Origin of the sequence: Rodentibacter myodis (assembly GCF_001999305.1) — a bacterium.
In the GTDB taxonomy this organism is placed as follows: Bacteria; Pseudomonadota; Gammaproteobacteria; order Enterobacterales; family Pasteurellaceae; genus Rodentibacter; species Rodentibacter myodis.
In genome coordinates this window covers 25,378-40,495 of the sequence record NZ_MLHQ01000011.1, presented here as the reverse complement: position 1 = coordinate 40,495, position 15,118 = coordinate 25,378, and the positions used below count along the sequence as shown (strand labels likewise).

General features: G+C 40.1%; 19 protein-coding genes. 8 read left to right on the top strand and 11 right to left on the bottom strand.

The genetic code is table 11. The features are described from left to right. Nucleotides 1-29 precede the first annotated feature (29 nt). Nucleotides 30-302 (top strand): ogr/Delta-like zinc finger family protein, encoded by a 273-nt coding sequence (locus tag BKL49_RS05115; protein WP_077423543.1) that lies wholly within the window; start codon nucleotides 30-32, stop codon nucleotides 300-302. Nucleotides 303-318: 16 nt separating this feature from the next. Here the strand turns inward: BKL49_RS05115 and BKL49_RS05110 are convergent, their stop codons facing one another. From BKL49_RS05110 to BKL49_RS05070, 9 genes are all read right to left on the bottom strand, one after another. Then, nucleotides 319-720: a type II toxin-antitoxin system HicB family antitoxin gene (locus BKL49_RS05110; protein ID WP_077423542.1), complete on the bottom strand. Its 402-nt coding sequence runs from the start codon at nucleotides 718-720 to the stop codon at nucleotides 319-321. A 26-nt stretch (nucleotides 721-746) separates the two neighbouring features. Continuing rightward, nucleotides 747-923, bottom strand: coding sequence for a type II toxin-antitoxin system HicA family toxin (locus BKL49_RS05105; protein ID WP_077423541.1), 177 nt, complete (start codon nucleotides 921-923; stop codon nucleotides 747-749). A 108-nt stretch (nucleotides 924-1,031) separates the two neighbouring features. Further along, complete coding sequence (locus BKL49_RS05100) at nucleotides 1,032-1,550, bottom strand: phage N-6-adenine-methyltransferase (protein ID WP_077423540.1); 519 nt, start codon at nucleotides 1,548-1,550, stop codon at nucleotides 1,032-1,034. A gap of 8 nt (nucleotides 1,551-1,558) precedes the next feature. Further along, nucleotides 1,559-1,882 carry a hypothetical protein gene (locus BKL49_RS05095; RefSeq protein ID WP_077423539.1) on the bottom strand — a complete coding sequence of 108 codons (324 nt, stop codon included), beginning with the start codon at nucleotides 1,880-1,882 and terminating at the stop codon, nucleotides 1,559-1,561. A 10-nt stretch (nucleotides 1,883-1,892) separates the two neighbouring features. After that, nucleotides 1,893-4,217, bottom strand: coding sequence for a replication endonuclease (locus tag BKL49_RS05090; protein ID WP_077423538.1), 2,325 nt, complete (start codon nucleotides 4,215-4,217; stop codon nucleotides 1,893-1,895). A 3-nt stretch (nucleotides 4,218-4,220) separates the two neighbouring features. Then, on the bottom strand, nucleotides 4,221-4,439 hold the full coding sequence (locus BKL49_RS05085; RefSeq protein ID WP_244151958.1) for a hypothetical protein: 219 nt from the start codon (nucleotides 4,437-4,439) through the stop codon (nucleotides 4,221-4,223). A gap of 93 nt (nucleotides 4,440-4,532) precedes the next feature. Then, nucleotides 4,533-4,811, bottom strand: a complete 279-nt coding sequence (locus BKL49_RS05080) for a hypothetical protein (protein ID WP_077423536.1) — start codon at nucleotides 4,809-4,811, stop codon at nucleotides 4,533-4,535. A gap of 10 nt (nucleotides 4,812-4,821) precedes the next feature. After that, entirely contained in the window at nucleotides 4,822-5,019 is a 198-nt protein-coding gene (locus tag BKL49_RS05075; protein ID WP_077423535.1) for a hypothetical protein, read from the bottom strand. Next, nucleotides 5,016-5,387 (bottom strand): hypothetical protein, encoded by a 372-nt coding sequence (locus BKL49_RS05070; RefSeq protein WP_077423534.1) that lies wholly within the window; start codon nucleotides 5,385-5,387, stop codon nucleotides 5,016-5,018. Before BKL49_RS05070 ends, BKL49_RS05075 begins: the two co-directional genes overlap by 4 nt. Nucleotides 5,388-5,476: 89 nt before the next feature. Here BKL49_RS05070 and BKL49_RS05065 point away from each other — a divergent pair, with 89 nt between their 5' ends. After that, nucleotides 5,477-5,719, top strand: coding sequence for a hypothetical protein (locus tag BKL49_RS05065; RefSeq protein ID WP_077423533.1), 243 nt, complete (start codon nucleotides 5,477-5,479; stop codon nucleotides 5,717-5,719). Between the two features lie 160 nt (nucleotides 5,720-5,879). Here BKL49_RS05065 and BKL49_RS05060 read toward each other — a convergent pair whose 3' ends face one another. Further along, nucleotides 5,880-6,119 (bottom strand): MerR family transcriptional regulator, encoded by a 240-nt coding sequence (locus tag BKL49_RS05060; RefSeq protein ID WP_077423532.1) that lies wholly within the window; start codon nucleotides 6,117-6,119, stop codon nucleotides 5,880-5,882. 103 nt (nucleotides 6,120-6,222) lie between these two features. Here BKL49_RS05060 and BKL49_RS05055 point away from each other — a divergent pair, with 103 nt between their 5' ends. The 4 genes from BKL49_RS05055 to BKL49_RS05040 are packed head-to-tail and all read left to right on the top strand — an operon-like array spanning nucleotide 6,223 to nucleotide 8,987. Beyond that, nucleotides 6,223-6,813, top strand: a complete 591-nt coding sequence (locus BKL49_RS05055) for a phage repressor protein CI (RefSeq protein ID WP_077423531.1) — start codon at nucleotides 6,223-6,225, stop codon at nucleotides 6,811-6,813. Next, the gene (locus BKL49_RS05050) at nucleotides 6,813-7,289 is read left to right on the top strand and encodes a hypothetical protein (protein ID WP_077423530.1); all 477 of its coding nucleotides are present in this window, start codon (nucleotides 6,813-6,815) and stop codon (nucleotides 7,287-7,289) included. The genes BKL49_RS05055 and BKL49_RS05050 overlap by 1 nt, the downstream gene beginning before the upstream one ends. An 11-nt stretch (nucleotides 7,290-7,300) precedes the next feature. Next, nucleotides 7,301-7,981, top strand: coding sequence for a hypothetical protein (locus tag BKL49_RS05045; RefSeq protein WP_143530813.1), 681 nt, complete (start codon nucleotides 7,301-7,303; stop codon nucleotides 7,979-7,981). Beyond that, nucleotides 7,968-8,987: a site-specific integrase gene (locus tag BKL49_RS05040; protein ID WP_077423528.1), complete on the top strand. Its 1,020-nt coding sequence runs from the start codon at nucleotides 7,968-7,970 to the stop codon at nucleotides 8,985-8,987. The genes BKL49_RS05045 and BKL49_RS05040 overlap by 14 nt, the downstream gene beginning before the upstream one ends. A 238-nt stretch (nucleotides 8,988-9,225) precedes the next feature. Here BKL49_RS05040 and BKL49_RS05035 read toward each other — a convergent pair whose 3' ends face one another. After that, on the bottom strand, nucleotides 9,226-9,492 hold the full coding sequence (locus BKL49_RS05035; protein ID WP_158074784.1) for a hypothetical protein: 267 nt from the start codon (nucleotides 9,490-9,492) through the stop codon (nucleotides 9,226-9,228). Nucleotides 9,493-9,544: 52 nt separating this feature from the next. Here BKL49_RS05035 and recB point away from each other — a divergent pair, with 52 nt between their 5' ends. Together recB and recD are read left to right on the top strand one after the other, a co-directional pair. Continuing rightward, on the top strand, nucleotides 9,545-13,177 hold the full coding sequence (gene recB / locus BKL49_RS05030) for an exodeoxyribonuclease V subunit beta (protein ID WP_077423526.1): 3,633 nt from the start codon (nucleotides 9,545-9,547) through the stop codon (nucleotides 13,175-13,177). Further along, nucleotides 13,177-15,117, top strand: coding sequence for an exodeoxyribonuclease V subunit alpha (recD, locus tag BKL49_RS05025; RefSeq protein WP_077423525.1), 1,941 nt, complete (start codon nucleotides 13,177-13,179; stop codon nucleotides 15,115-15,117). Before recB ends, recD begins: the two co-directional genes overlap by 1 nt. The last annotated feature ends 1 nt before the right edge of the window (nucleotide 15,118 follow it).

Sequence of the window (15,118 nt, the reverse complement as noted above, 5' to 3'; positions counted from 1 at the left end):
CACTGATTTATTTTGTGGTTTTGGGGAAAATGGCAAGAACAACAGATATTTATTGCGCAGTTTGCGATACAAAATCGGTGATAGAAAGAGCTGAACGGATACACAGTGATTTCACCCGTTATTATTGTGCCTGTAAAAATCCCCTTTGTGGTCATCGTTTTGTGATGAATATGGAATTTAGCCACACCACAAGAAGTAGTAAACTGACAAAAGACAAGTTGTTAGCATTGGTTTTGGGTAAACTTTCCAAAGAGGAAAAAGCCAATTTGCGAAAGCTATTAGATGATGAGAAAAGCCGCTAGAAATAGCGGCTTTATTTTATGCAGAAAGCAATTTATTTGTGGCTAATTGTGCCAAAAAGTTGCTTCTATTTTTATACTCCGGATGGGTTGCAACAAATTGATCGATACGGTGTAATAATAATGACGGAACGGTAATATTAATTTTTTCGGCTTTCCCCATTAGATGAGATAAATCAACATCAACCACTGTCACAATAAAATCTTTGTATTCCGGGTGATTAATATATTGTTCTATTGGGTTCGATTTTGGCATTTCTTCGCCGTCTTCTAGTATTCCTTCAATATGAAAAGCAATGGCTTCTTTTGCGTTTAACATTGCCTCTGATAAGGTATCACCGGCAGAAAAACAACCCGGCACATCCGGCACAGATACCACATAACCATCGCTGACTTTTTCAATACAAATTGGATATAGCATTTTTTCTCCTATTCTTCAAAGGGGGCTTATAGCCCCGCTTGTTTTTTAATACTTTTTTCTAAATGTCCCAAGTCTTTTCTTGGGTGGGGAATCGTTACTGTTCCCGATTTTGTCGGATGTTTGTATTGATGATGACTGCCCTTTACTCTGTCTAAATACCAACCGTCCGCCTCGATCATTTTTATTGCTGCTTTGCTGTCCACCTTGTCTCCTGTGTTGTCTTTCTATGGTGGGTATTATACCTACTTTAAAAATCAAGTCAATTATTTTGTGTGTATAACACCTACTTTTTTTATTTGATAATTGAAAAATTATTGTAATGTTCCCTTTTCTTTCATCTCGTGCAACGACACATAAGACGATTTCAAACTGTCGTAAGGGGCTTTGGGTTCAAATAACACCAACATTTGCGGTTTATTGTTTTGGTCGGTTTCTTCGCCTGTTTCATTATTGATGAAGGGAATGCGGGAATTGGTGATATACACGATTTCTTTTGCATTTCGCAGGCAAACATCAAACCATTTTGTGGAGCTATCCACATTTAGCAACATCACCACGGTTTTATTGTGTAACACGCTTTGTTGTACCGCACGCAATACAAAAGGCAGTGGATTTGAATAAGGCGGATTCATCCAAACATAACGCCCTTTCCAATCTGCTATCAGCGTGTTTTGTTCCGGCGTGATGAAGTTTTTTACTTTTGTGTTGTGTGCCATTGCACAGGCATCAAGATCAAATTTTATGCCGAAATAATATTCGGCATAATGGAACACCCACCAAGGTGTCGCCCATAAATCCTTGTCTGATTTTTTAGTGTTGGATTTGTTCATATTTCCCCTCAAAGAATACACAAAATCCACATAAACACACCGACAATCCCACCAATCATTCCCCCAAGCAAATTGAGTAATGTGTCACCAATACGATCGGTTGTGAGGCGTTTTTCAAGTCGCTGAATTTCTTTTGAGAAAAAGCGGTTGCATAGTCTTAATGTTTCGCCGTGGGTTTTGATTTGATTTACCGTCTGTTGAGATTGGATAGCAAGATCCCAAACTTGCCCTTGTAAATTTTTCAGCTCAATTTGACTGCATTTTTGACCGCACTTTTCAGCCTGTTTTGCCGCAAGTAGTCGTTGCATTTGTTTCTGTTTACGTTTTTTCATAATGTTTCTCCTATTGAGTACGTTGATTTTTATGTAAGGCTTTCAATTTTTGGATGTTTCTTGGCGTAGGGGTAAGCGACACAATCATATGTTGATTACGTTTAACTAACTGCACATCGTTATCTTTCAATTCAAGGGCGGTGTATTTATCAATCGTTAGCCGTTTATACCTGAATAAATAGTCTAATTTTTGTTCATTTAATGGCGCACAAATCGGGATCAATAACTGTTTTATTTTTTGCTCAATTTTTGAGCGGTTACAGTTATTGACACAAGTCCAAGGCGGGCAAAGCCCGCTTTTTTCGGTTTCGCTCCGCTCAACCGAGCGAGGTGTAAAATCTTTCGGGCGTTTTTTAATCACATATTTTTTAAGACGGGTTTTCACGGCGTAATCGGTGAATTTATTCTTCACCCCAATTACGGCTTTGCGTTTTTCACCGTATTGATTTGGTTCTTTTTCTTCGTAGTCCAGTTGTAATGGCTGTTCGCTTCGTGGGGTTTCCGCGCCGCCTTGTAAGTCAAAATAAAAAGCATAATCGCCCAAATCACAACCAAGACGGGCTTTTTCGGTGATTTCGTCTTCGCATTGTCCGTTGATTAAGCGGCGTAATTCACGATAAATGCCGATTGTGCCGGCACCGAAAAATTGGAATTGGCGAATGCGATGTGTACTCGCCCAAGCACGCACGCGTTTGGCGTTGAGTTTTAAATTTAAGTCGGGATCTTCGTCTGATGTTTCGTTGTCTAAGGCGAAACCGTCAATATTTTTTGACACATATTTCACAAGGTAAGCGGTGGCAGAACCCCGTTCTTTATCGCACTCTTTCACATCAATGCGGTTTTCTGCCGCGCCTTTTTCGTCCCCGTCTTCTTCAAGGGCTTTGCGGCGGAAAATTTCAATAAATTCGTCTTTGTGTTCCGGTTTTACATAAACCAAAATGTGCCAGTGCGGTGTGCCGTCTTGATGCGGTTCTGCCACACGAATGCCAAATTTCACCATTTTGTGTTTGTTATAAATGGCGCGCATTTGCTGCCAAACACGGTTTAAATAGTTGTGGGTTTGTTTTGGGCTGCTACCGTTCCATTTGGGGTTATTTTCCCCACTTTTGCTTAATACGGCGTGGTATTTTGAAGGCGCGGTTAAGGTGAGAAATAGCCCAATGTAGCCGTTATGATCTGCCCAAATTTCCACACCGCGCCAACGGTTCATTAATTCAATGCGGCGAATGGCAGGGCAGGCAGAAGATTTAATAAAGGTGTCGAACAGTTCAATTTGTTCTTCGGGGTTTTCCACATTTTCTAAAATCATCGCACGCAAGTAGTCGTAATTCTTGCGTTGTTGATTAATCCATTGGTTTAACCCATAGAAAGAGATATAGCTACTTACGCCTTTGCGCACTTCACCGCTTGCAATGGCGATATGTTCCACCATTTGCTTTTGTATGCCGCGCATACGTTTAAACCAATATTTCTCGCAGCAGACTTTTTCCAGTACCACGTCCACTTGTTCACCTTTTGGGGTTTTGTTTTTTTCGATTTTTTCCCAATGTGGCAGGCGAAAACCAAAACTTAACGCAATTTGACCGCACTTTTTATAAAGGGCCAGAAAACACGCCGTTAATTCTTCGTGATTGAGGGATTGTGGGTTTAATACGTGATAAATATTCACGCAATCAATTTGTAATTTAATAAATTCATCGGCAAATTTTGCGGCAATTTCTTTTAACTTGGTTTCCCCAATTAAATAAAAGGGCAACTCGCTTTTGCCTTGTTTTTTCTTCGCTTGCATTGCAAGCTGTGTGTTGAGTTTTTGATATTCCAACTCATTTTCAAAATTTTCCAGTTCCGGCTGTGCTTGCTTGTCGGTGATGTCTGCTTTTAATTCATTCAACCATTGCACGCGACCGGCGTGAAATGCCAATAGGTCGGGAACATTGATTTGATATTGCTCAAGAACTTTTTTAAGGCGCACATCCAACACTTCACGCAAGAAATTATTGGCGTGTCGGCGTTGTTTATTGCCTAGTGAAAAAGCGATAGAACCATCATCTTGAACGGAACGATAAGCATTGAGATAGAGTTTGCGGAAATGTTCGCGCTGTCTTTGGCGGGGCAGTTTTGCCAGTTTTTGCTCAATGTAATCAAAATCTTGTGGATTGGTGTTAAATAAATCTAATTGTAGTGGGGTGTAGGTTATTTCATCATTTGGCAAAATAACACGGGGCATTACTGCTTCGTGCTGTGCCGCTTGATGACGTTCCGCCAACACCACCGCCATATGTGCTTGTTTGGCGGCGATGTTGGTGTCGCGTTGTTGTTCCCACGTGGTTTGCATTGCCTAGTCTTCCCACATTCCGGCAATGTTAAAATGATGATTGACTTTGCTTGCCTCGCCTTTTTTTGTCCAACGTTCATCGCCAAAAACGAATTTACGCGGCTCACCGTTAAACGTGCGTACTTCGTAAGCGTAGCCACCGATAATCGGGTAGAGATCGCCAGGTGCAAGATTGCTGACATCGGCGAAGACATAGGCTTTAAAGCCATTGTTAAGGCGCACCGGTGCGCCTTGTAATGCTTGTTCTAAATTAAATGTTTTTATAAATACTTTTCTTATATGAATTGAATTAATGATTTTGCCTAAAAAAATTGCCTAAGCGTGGGCATATTCCTGTTGGATTTCGGCAATGCGTTGCACTTCCGCCTGTATTGCGCCTAATTGTTTGGCAATTTCCGTTAGGGTAGCGGCTTCTTCTTTTTCCAGTTCGCAATAAATCAGGGTATCAATCACGGAAAGAAGGTTTTTACAGACTTTCCCACCGGTGCGTTCATAAGTGCCGTTTTCATTGAATGTGATTTGATAAAGCACATATAGCCCATTTCTTAGTTTTAAGGCGTAGCGATTTGAGAGTTCAATAATGTGTTCTTGCATTGTGTTTTCCTTAATGTGCGAGTTCTTCGGCTTTTTTCGTGAGATAGCTCACGTTATCTAATGCCATCACCATTTTGTGATAAATAGCATTGGCGGCGGTTTCGTTATTTTGGCGTTTGAAATATTCCCATTTTGTGCGGTAGCGGTGATATTTATCCCGCCATTTGCCGGCCGACTTTAAACAACCTGCGGGATTGAGTTTGTTCATTTTTGCCCCCTTGTGTGTGGGTCGATTAAAAAGAAATCGGCAAGGCGTAAGGCTTTTGGAAACGCAGCACGAATAGCAGCAATGGTTTTTAGCCCTTCTGCCAATTTAGTAATGCCTGTTTTGTTGTAGTGACAAAGTTTGTCGCCGGATAAATCGGGGTTGATGTAGTCTTCAAGCGGTTCAATATCGGAAATGGCTTTGAGGGTTTCGCGCTGTTTGTAGGTTAAGCCATTAAAGGCACGTTCTACACCATATTTGCTTAACGCCATTTCGTGCAAGACCTCTTCGCTATTTTTAGCGTTGGATAATGGCATTTTGTGTTGTTCATACCATTGTTCAACCGCACTTTTGCTTTCTGAAACGTACATTGCCCGCGCCTCGCTTTGTTATTTGCCGCTTTTGTTGTATGCTTTTGCCAACACAAATAAACGGTTACTTAAATGACGGAGTGCATTCAATGAGCGATCAGAACTTAAATACGCTTGAACAGATTCAAACACAGCTTTATCAACTTCAGTTACAACAGGGAATTCAAGAACGCGTGCTTGGTTGTTTGTTGCGTGGGCTTGCCCGTCATCCTGATGTGATTGATGATGTGGAGAATGAGTTTCACGCGCTTGCTGACGCAATGAAGCAAACAAATCCCGAATTACTTGATGTGGTTCTGCCGTATATTGAACGTTTGACGAAACGTGAATAGGTTGTCTAATTGTTGCTGTGATATTTTTTATTTGCTCAAGTGAAAAATCGTCGTTTTCGATTATCTCTTGCATAAAGAATTTGAATGTTGATGTTTTAGTCATTTTCTTCCCCTTATATAACTAAAATCTTGTTTGGAATTGATCGCACTTTGGTGCGGTTTAGGGTTCAAATGCGTTTTTGGCGTTACGAACGGCAATCGCAACCAAATCAATCAGCACTAAACCGTTTTTGGTTTCTTTTCCTTGAGCATTTTTCCTTTTGTAGTATTTCAACACGCCTTCTTTTCTTAATTCATCGACCATACTTGGGCTGATATCTAATTTCTTAGCAAACTCTTCTCTTGTCATATAAGGCTGTTCCATCTGTATATTTATACAAATTGCATTTTGATTGTTCATTGACTACACTCCTAGTCTTGTAAATAATCGTATATATTATATTTGTGTCATTTGACACACAAATAATATATCTGTGTTCATTGAGTTGTCAATAGGTGATTTTGTGTCAAATGAGTTAAATTTTGATTTGATCGGTGGAAAAGAAGTGATAAACCGAATAGTTAAAGCGTATGGATTTGCTAATAGGAGACTTCTTGCTGAACATTTAGGAATGCCTCATAGTACCTTTGGCACTTGGGCTTCTCGTGGTTTTTTCCCCGCTGAATTAGTTATCCGTTGCGTGAAAGAAACCGGTGCAAGATTGGACTATGTCGCCTTTGGGGAAGAGCCAATTTTTGATAATTCTATGGACTTGAAATATTTTCATTCTATTAAGTTAGAAAATGGAAAATCTTTCATAATGGGGAATAAACCCTTTCTTTTGCCATATTTACCGAATTTAGATAGCCGTGAAAGCTACGACAAAGTGTTTAGTGTTGAGGAAGACAACAAAACATATTTTGCCACAAGTGATTACGGCAACTTGGTTGATGGCGATTATTTCGTCATTGTGGAAAATTCCCACCTTATCCGTTACATCACTGTGCTACCGGCAGGAAAAATCCGTGTTGACGGTGGCAAATTCAGCTTTGAATGTGAGCTTTCGGATATTGATGTAGTGGGGAAGGTGATTTTGAAGATGGAGAAGGTGTGATGAAAAGATTAATCGGATTGACTTGTCTTTTATTTTCCTCATCTATTTTGGCTGTTGGCTCGATTGAATCCGGCAATTATCAACCGTTCGATATCATTGCTGATGATTACTCAATGAATGATAAACCTGCGTTTACTTTTTCTTTTGGAAAATCTAAAAATGATTTCTTTTTATTTACTGCGCAATGCTCAATTTTTGATAAAAAGAGCCATAAAACATCAACAAAAGGTAAACGTATTCCTGATATTTCTCTTGAATATCATAACACATTAACTAATCAATATATGATTAGTGAGTCAAAATTTGATGATTACATAAATCTTGAGTTTTTTATCAAGGATAAAACATTTATTTTTATTTTTGATGGACAACTCTATGACACATCATCAAATAGTCTTTATAAAGTGCTTCCACAAAATGTTGTGCTTAATGCAAAAGAAATGCGTGAAATTCGTGATGGGTGTAAAAAACGATAGTGCTAAATACTTTGAAAAAATTTCTTAATGATGAATCAAAATCACCTGTAATAGATTTTTTATTGTGGTTAATTGTGTATCCGTTTGTGATCGCATTTGCGGTGGCGTGTGTAATCAATATCTTTCAGTTTTCTATTTTTCAAGGGATAAAATTTACTGATTGGGTTATGGCAGGATGTACGGTTGGGATTTTGATTGGTACTTGGAAAGCTGCAAGTTATGCTAAAAAGGCTGCATATCAAGCTCAAGAACAAAATAAAAATGCAATTATAAGTAAAATTGATGATGTGCAAGGTGAATTGATAAGAGAAATGGACAGCATTAAACCTCTTTTAAATAGCCTAAAGTCAATGTGCAATGATGCAATAAATCATATCGCCCGGTTTAAGACTTATAACGACACTATGTTGTGGACTTTTGATAACATTTTAAACAAAGATCTAGATATTAGTATTTATCGGTATAAATTATTCTTAATTAATATTATTGAATTTAAAGATTTTAATGAAGTAATTAAATCTATTCATTTTATGAAAGAGTTTCATATAAAGATTAATCCTTTAAGCAGATTTTCGATTAAATCCATACATCTATGTGAGTTAAATAAAGAAATTGATATATACCTAAAATTAACAGAAGAACTTTCAAATAAAATTAGTGAAAAATATCAAGAATTAAATGGCTGTTCGTAAAGATACAAAAAGCGGTAAATGGCTTGCAGAAGTTTATGTAAATGGCAAGCGCACGCGCAAGTGGTTTTTAACCAAAGGCGATGCTCTTCGTTTTTATAATCAAGCGAAAGCACCGACAGAAAGTGCGGTTGATTCTGTCGGTGTTTTTGTCGCTGAATCCGATGATTTGCCGGCACTAAGTTTTTATGTGCAAGAATGGTTTGATGTGCACGGCAAAACGCTTTCAGACGGTGAGGCACGTCTTGCGAAACTGAAAAATCTTTGTACGCACTTGGGCGATCCGCCTGCCAATGAATTTAATGCGGAAGTATTTGCGGATTATCGCAAACGCCGCCTTAATGGGGAGTTTTCCACCAATAAAAATCGCCCGCCCAAAGAGGCAACAGTAAACCGTGAACACGCCTATTTGCGGGCGGTGTTTAATGAGTTGAAATCGTTGCGGAAGTGGAAGGGGGATAATCCACTTGAAGGCGTTCGCTTGTTTAAAGAGCGGGACACGGAATTGGCGTTTTTATATGAACGTGATATTTATCGTTTACTTGTGGAGTGCGACAATTCCCGCAACCCTGATTTGGGGTTGATTGTTCGCATTTGTTTGGCGACCGGTGCGCGTTGGCGTGAGGCGGAAACGCTGACACAATCACAGGTGATGCCTTATAAAATTACGTTTATTAATACGAAATCAAAGAAAAATCGCACCGTGCCAATCAGTAAAGAATTATTTGATATGTTGCCTAGAAAACGTGGGCGGTTGTTTAAAGATGCCTATGAATCCTTTGAAAATGCGGTACTTCGGGCTGAAATTGAGTTACCCAAAGGGCAATTAACCCACGTTTTACGCCATACATTCGCAAGCCATTTTATGATGAACGGGGGGAATATTTTAGTTTTGAAAGAAATACTTGGACATTCAACGATTGAAATGACAATGCGTTATGCGCATTTTGCTCCTTCACATTTAGAAAGTGCGGTCAAATTCAATCCACTTTCTAATCCTGCGCAGTAGTTTTTCCCAAAACGGAGAAAGTTTTTCTAAAAACAACCGATTTTTTCTAAAAATGAAAACAGCTTTCTAAAAATGTGCTAGGACAAAAAGGGATTGTTTTTCGCAAAATCCCTTGTGCTTTTTTCTTATTTTTAGTGGCGATTGGCTGGCGGTTCTGTCTGATATTTACTTTTATTTGCGATTATTTGCTTTTGTAGGTGTTTGAAATATTGGTAAGTTATTGTTTCTATTAGTTTAGTTATGGTATTTGCCATCCCTTGTGGTTGATTGTCCAAGTTTGAGAGAGTTGTAGTGAATATTCCGGCATTAAAAAAGTATTTGCCAGTCGTTCCGCCCATTTGGGCGTAAGCCACCAAGGCAGGGTAAAAATCCCCCTACCAGCAAAAAACCAACCAAGGCAAAACATCGACCTTTTCGCATATTCCCTCAACAACGCTCTTGAATTTTCGGCGGCATATTGTAGCGAAATCTTGGCATTGAAAAAATCAATTTTATGCATAGCCAAAGGGATGATTAATCCCTAAAATACCGCCATTCAATTCAGCCTCGGTCATATTATGAAAAAAACAACGCCGCTTAACCCTGTCACATTGCCTTTAAATCAAGTTAGTCTTATTGAGGCTTCAGCCGGTACGGGAAAAACTTACACCATCGGTTCTTTATATCTTCGACTTTTGTTACAAGCCGGTGGGAACAATTTTTTCCGCCCTTTGAATGTGGAAGAAATTTTAGTGGTGACATTTACGGAAATGGCAACGGAAGAATTAAAACAAAAAATCCGCGAACGTATTACCGATGCCATTCAAAAATTGTCGAATTATGCCGAAACAAAAGACATTGCTGCCTTTAAAAAGGATGAATTTCTGACCGCACTTTGCAATACCCTCGATAATCTTCCCCTTGCCATTCAGCGTTTAAAACTCGCCGAGCAAAATATGGATCTTGCCGCTATTTTCACCATTCACGGTTTTTGCCGCCGAATGTTAATGCAATATGCCTTTAATTCCGGCGTTCATTTCAATTTGGAATTGTTGAAAGATCAATCGGATTTATTAAAACGATTTGCCAATGAATTTTGGCGTGAGCATTTTTATCCCGTTTCCTTTGAAACCGCAAATTTTATCGCTAGGGAATTGGGTTCGCCAGATGCTGTGTTAGGCATTTTAAAAGCGGATTTAGACAAAAATGTACAGGTAGAAATAGAGAATCCTCAAGCCTTATCTTTGTCCGTTGATGAATTTTTACAGAAAAATATAGAGGGCTATTTTCAGACGATAAAGGAATTGAAAACCCTTTGGTTGGAAAATGTCGAAAAAATTCGTGAACTGATTACCAATGAAATCACGAAAAAATATGCAAAAGGTACGCCGAAATCCTTAAGCCGCAAAACATATAACACCACCCGTTTAGAAAATTGGCTTGAGCAAATCACCGAATGGGCGAATTCCCCTCGGGATTATCTTGTTCATCAAACCTTAGAAAAGTACTTTTTTCAATCAATATTGACGCAAAAGGGGGAAGAAGGGGCAACGCCTTTTGAATTTCCTATTTTTGCCGAATTGGAAGAACGGGTGAAGACTTTGGTTGATCCCGAATTACTCAAGAAGATCACGCTTTATCATTATCGCCAAGGTATTCAACAAAAATTGCTTGAATATAAACAAAATCATCAAGAAAAATCCTTTGATGATTTATTGCGGTTGCTTTGTGAAGCCTTGCAACACGGGCAGGGCGATCAACTGGCGGAAATGATCCGCTTTCAATATCCCTTTGCAATGATTGATGAGTTTCAGGATACGGATGCACAACAATACCAAATTTTCTCAAAAGTTTATCGGGAACCACAGGCGGAAAATATTGGCTTTATTATGATTGGCGATCCGAAACAGGCGATTTATCGCTTCCGTGGCGCGGATATTTTTACCTATTTGAAAGCGGCGGCGCAGGCGGATGAACGGTTTAACTTAATCAAAAACTACCGTTCGGAAAAACGGGTCGTGGAAGGGGTGAATACTTTATTTGATTTTGATAACGCACCCTTTATTTATGACAATATCGAATTTTCAGCGGTAGGTGCGCGAGACGATCATCCTCAATTTTATTTGAACGATGAATGTGAGCCGGCGTATCGTTTTTATTTAACAGAAAATGACGGTAAAAATTTAGATAAAACCGCCTTAGCACGCACTTGTGCCGTTTCCATTCAGCATTGGTTGAAAAGTGCGGTTGAAAATCAGGCGATTTTTAAAGGGGAACAGGAAAGCAAACCATTACAAGCCGCCAATATTGCCGTGTTAGTGCGGGATAAAAACGAAGCGGCATTAGTGAAAAATGAACTGCAACAATTAGGCATTGCCGCCGTTTATCTTTCCGATCAAAACAGCGTATTTGACAGTCCGGTGGCGAAAGAATTGGTGCTTGTGTTAAAAGCCTGCTTGAATGTGGCAGAACGCCCGATTTTAAATGCAATTGCGACCGCACTTTTTGGCTTAAATGCCGCAGAAATTCATCAGATTCATCACAGTGATCCGGATTGGCAACGCTGGGCGGATAGTTTTGCAGAATACCAACAAATGTGGCAACGGCAAGGCGTGTTGCCAATGTTACATCAAATTTTGTTAGAACAAGGCATTGCAGCGCGTTTATTGAACCAGCCGAGTGGTGAACGTGATTTAACGGATTTTTTACACCTTGCAGAGATTCTTCAACAAGCAGCAACCTTGAATGAGAGTGAGGCGGCATTACTAAGTTGGTTTGAAAAACAAATCCAAGGCGAGGGCAGACAAGAGGCTCAAATTCGCTTAGAAAGTGAACGGCAGTTGGTGAAAATCGTCACCATTCATAAATCTAAGGGGCTGGAATATGATTTGGTTTGGTTGCCGTTTTTAGGCGTGCCGAGCCGTGATCCAAGTAAAGCAGGCAAAACGGCAAAAGACATTAATCTTTATTATTCCAAAGAACAAGATGCGATTTTATGGGATATGCAAAATCGCCATTTAAACGAGCTGAATCAAGAAACGTTGGCGGAAGAATTACGCTTACTGTATGTTGCCTTAACCCGTGCGAAATATCAGATGGCATTTGCATTGCCGACCCAATTTGAGAATAAATGGAATCCGTTGCTTTATGTACTCACGCAAGGTGAAATTGGCAACAACCTCGCATTATCGAAAGACTATGACAGCAAGCCATTACTTGCAAAATTTCAGGCTAAAATGGGAAGTGTGCGGATTGAGTCGGCAGACACATTAAATGCGTTACCGCCTTTATCTTTTGCTACGAAAGAAGATGATCTTGCTGCCGCCAAATTTTATGGTGAGATCGAACAAAATTGGCGGGTAACCAGTTTTACAGCCATTGAACAGGCTCATCGTTGGGCGCATTATGTGCAGGAAAGTGCGGTGAAAAAATCCGTTATTTTTGATGAGGCAAAAGATTATGATACGCAAGAAAATATGCCCGAAATCTTGACCGCACTTTCTACGGAAAAAAATACCGAGATTTTAGACCTTCCACGTGGTACGCAAGTGGGAACGGTGCTTCACCGTTATTTAGAAAAAAACGATTTTAATGCCTTAAATAACAACACGGCAATCACAAAACTCAGCCAAGAATTACAGCTTGATGAAACCTTTATTGAGCCGTTAAAACAATGGTTCGAGCAAATTTCACAAACCCCATTATCCGCAACAATACCGATAAAACTTGCCGAACTGGCAAAAGTGGATTGCATTAAAGAAATGCCCTTTTATTTATCCATTCGGGAGTATTTTGATGTGAATGTCTTTAACCACGCCTTGCAGACACATCATCATTTCCCCGCTGAAATGTTGCAATTTGAAGAGATTCGAGGAATGGTACGTGGCACAATTGATTTGGTGTTTCGTCACCAAGGTAAATATTATTTGCTGGATTATAAATCGAATTTTCTTGGTGAAACCTTGGCGGATTACCACCCAAAAGCCTTAGAAAAGGCAATGTTACATCATCATTATGATTGGCAATATTTGCTTTATACCTTGGCATTACACCGTTATTTGAAAAGTGTGGATAGCAATTATGATTACGAACGGGATTTTGGCGGCGTGTTTTACCTTTTCTTGCGTGGAATGAATGGTGAAGCACAATCCGGTGTGTTTTTTGATCGCCCGAAGGTGCAACTGATTAATGAATTAGAGGGGGCATTTTAATGTTAAACCTGCTACAAGCATTGAACGAACAGGGCATTATCAGCCACGGAGATTATTATTTTGCAAAATTAATTGCGGATAAACAGCCGGCGGATTTGCCCGAAAGCGTGAAAAATCTCGCCGTTTTCCTTGCTGCCCTTTGCAGTTGGCAATATGGACAGGGAAATACCTGTGTTGATCTTGATGATTGCGCCGTCAAACATCCTTTCGGCTTGGGCTATCGTTCCACCGAAAAGGATTATTCGGCAGAAATTCAGCAAAAAATAGGTTTTCTACCACCACCGCAATGGCAAAAGGCGTTATGTGGACATATCGCTTTTACGCAAGATCCCATTGCACAAACTGCCCCTTTGGTTTTTCAATTTAATGCCTTGTATTTTTATCGCATTTGGCAGGATGAATATCGTGTCGCACACTACATTAAAAACACCTTGAAAAATAACCGCACTTTGGCGTTTTCCGATGAGGTTATTCGGCAAAAATTAACGGCATATTTCCCACAAAACACAAAGGAAATTGATTGGCAGAAAGTCGCCGTTGCCACGGCAATCAAAAGTCCTTTTACCGTGATTACCGGTGGACCGGGGACAGGCAAAACCACCACGGTGACACGCTTATTATTGGTATTGCAAGAATTGTACGAACACAAATTACACATCAAATTAGTTGCGCCGACAGGAAAAGCCGCTTCACGTTTGGAGGAGTCAATTCAATATGCCTTAAAATCATTGCAACAGTCTATGGGGTTGGCGGCGGACTTAATTCAATCCATTCCACAAAAAGCCGAAACCTTGCATAGCCTGCTTGGGGTGAATGCTTTTAATGATCGTACACGTCATAATGCCCGAAATCCGTTGCAGTTGGATGTGCTTGTGGTGGACGAAACCTCAATGATCGATTTACCGCTGATGGCGAAATTAATGAATGCCCTAAAACCGGAAACCCGCTTGATTTTATTGGGCGATCAGGCACAACTTGCCTCTGTAGAAGCCGGTGCGGTGCTGGGCGAATTGGCACAATGGGCAACGCTGCCTTATAGTGATGAACAAGCCGATTATTTACGCCGAACCACAGGCTATGATGTACCGAGTTCACCTTCCTTTAATCCAATGCGTGATTGTTTATGCCATCTCACGTTTAGCCGCCGTTTTGATAAAGATTCCGGCATTGGCAAATTGGCGGAACAAATTCAGTGGGGGAGAGGGGAAGAGAGTCTTAGACTATTTGCCGAATATCCGCAAGCATTGCATTTTAATGCTTTTGATTCGACACAAGGCGAAGATGAATTTGTGCAACAGGTGGTGAAAAGTGCGGTGGAAAATTACCGTGTTTATTTAACGGAATTGCAAGCATTGCGGAAACGGCATATTGATTTCAATGCCTTGAACGGGCAAGGCAAAACCTATGCGGAAAGTATTCAGGCAATTTTTAATGCAACAGGATTTTTGACCGGACTTCGTAACAGCCCGTTAGGTGTGGAAAATTTAAATCGGGAAATTGCACTGGCGTTACGCCGGGAAAATTTACTTTGGTTTCGCCACGAGCAGGATTGGTATATTGGCAAGCCAATAATGATTACCGAAAACGACCATAATGTCCGCTTGTATAATGGTGATATTGGCTTATGCTTGGCAAATGGTAAAGTGTGGTTTGGCAATCGGGAAGTGCTGACGGCGCGTATTCCGGCTCACGAACCGGCTTTTATTATGACTATTCATAAATCGCAGGGATCGGAATTTGATCACACCTTAATGGTGTTACCCACAGAGTCAAATCCGGTACTTTCCCGCGAATTGGTGTTTACCGGCGTAACCCGTGCCAAAAAAGAATTAACCCTCTTTGCCAATGAAAAAATTTGGAAAATGGCGGTACGCCAAACGGTAAAACGACAAAGCGGATTAGGAAAATTATTAGAAAATTTACTACAAACAGGAGATTAAT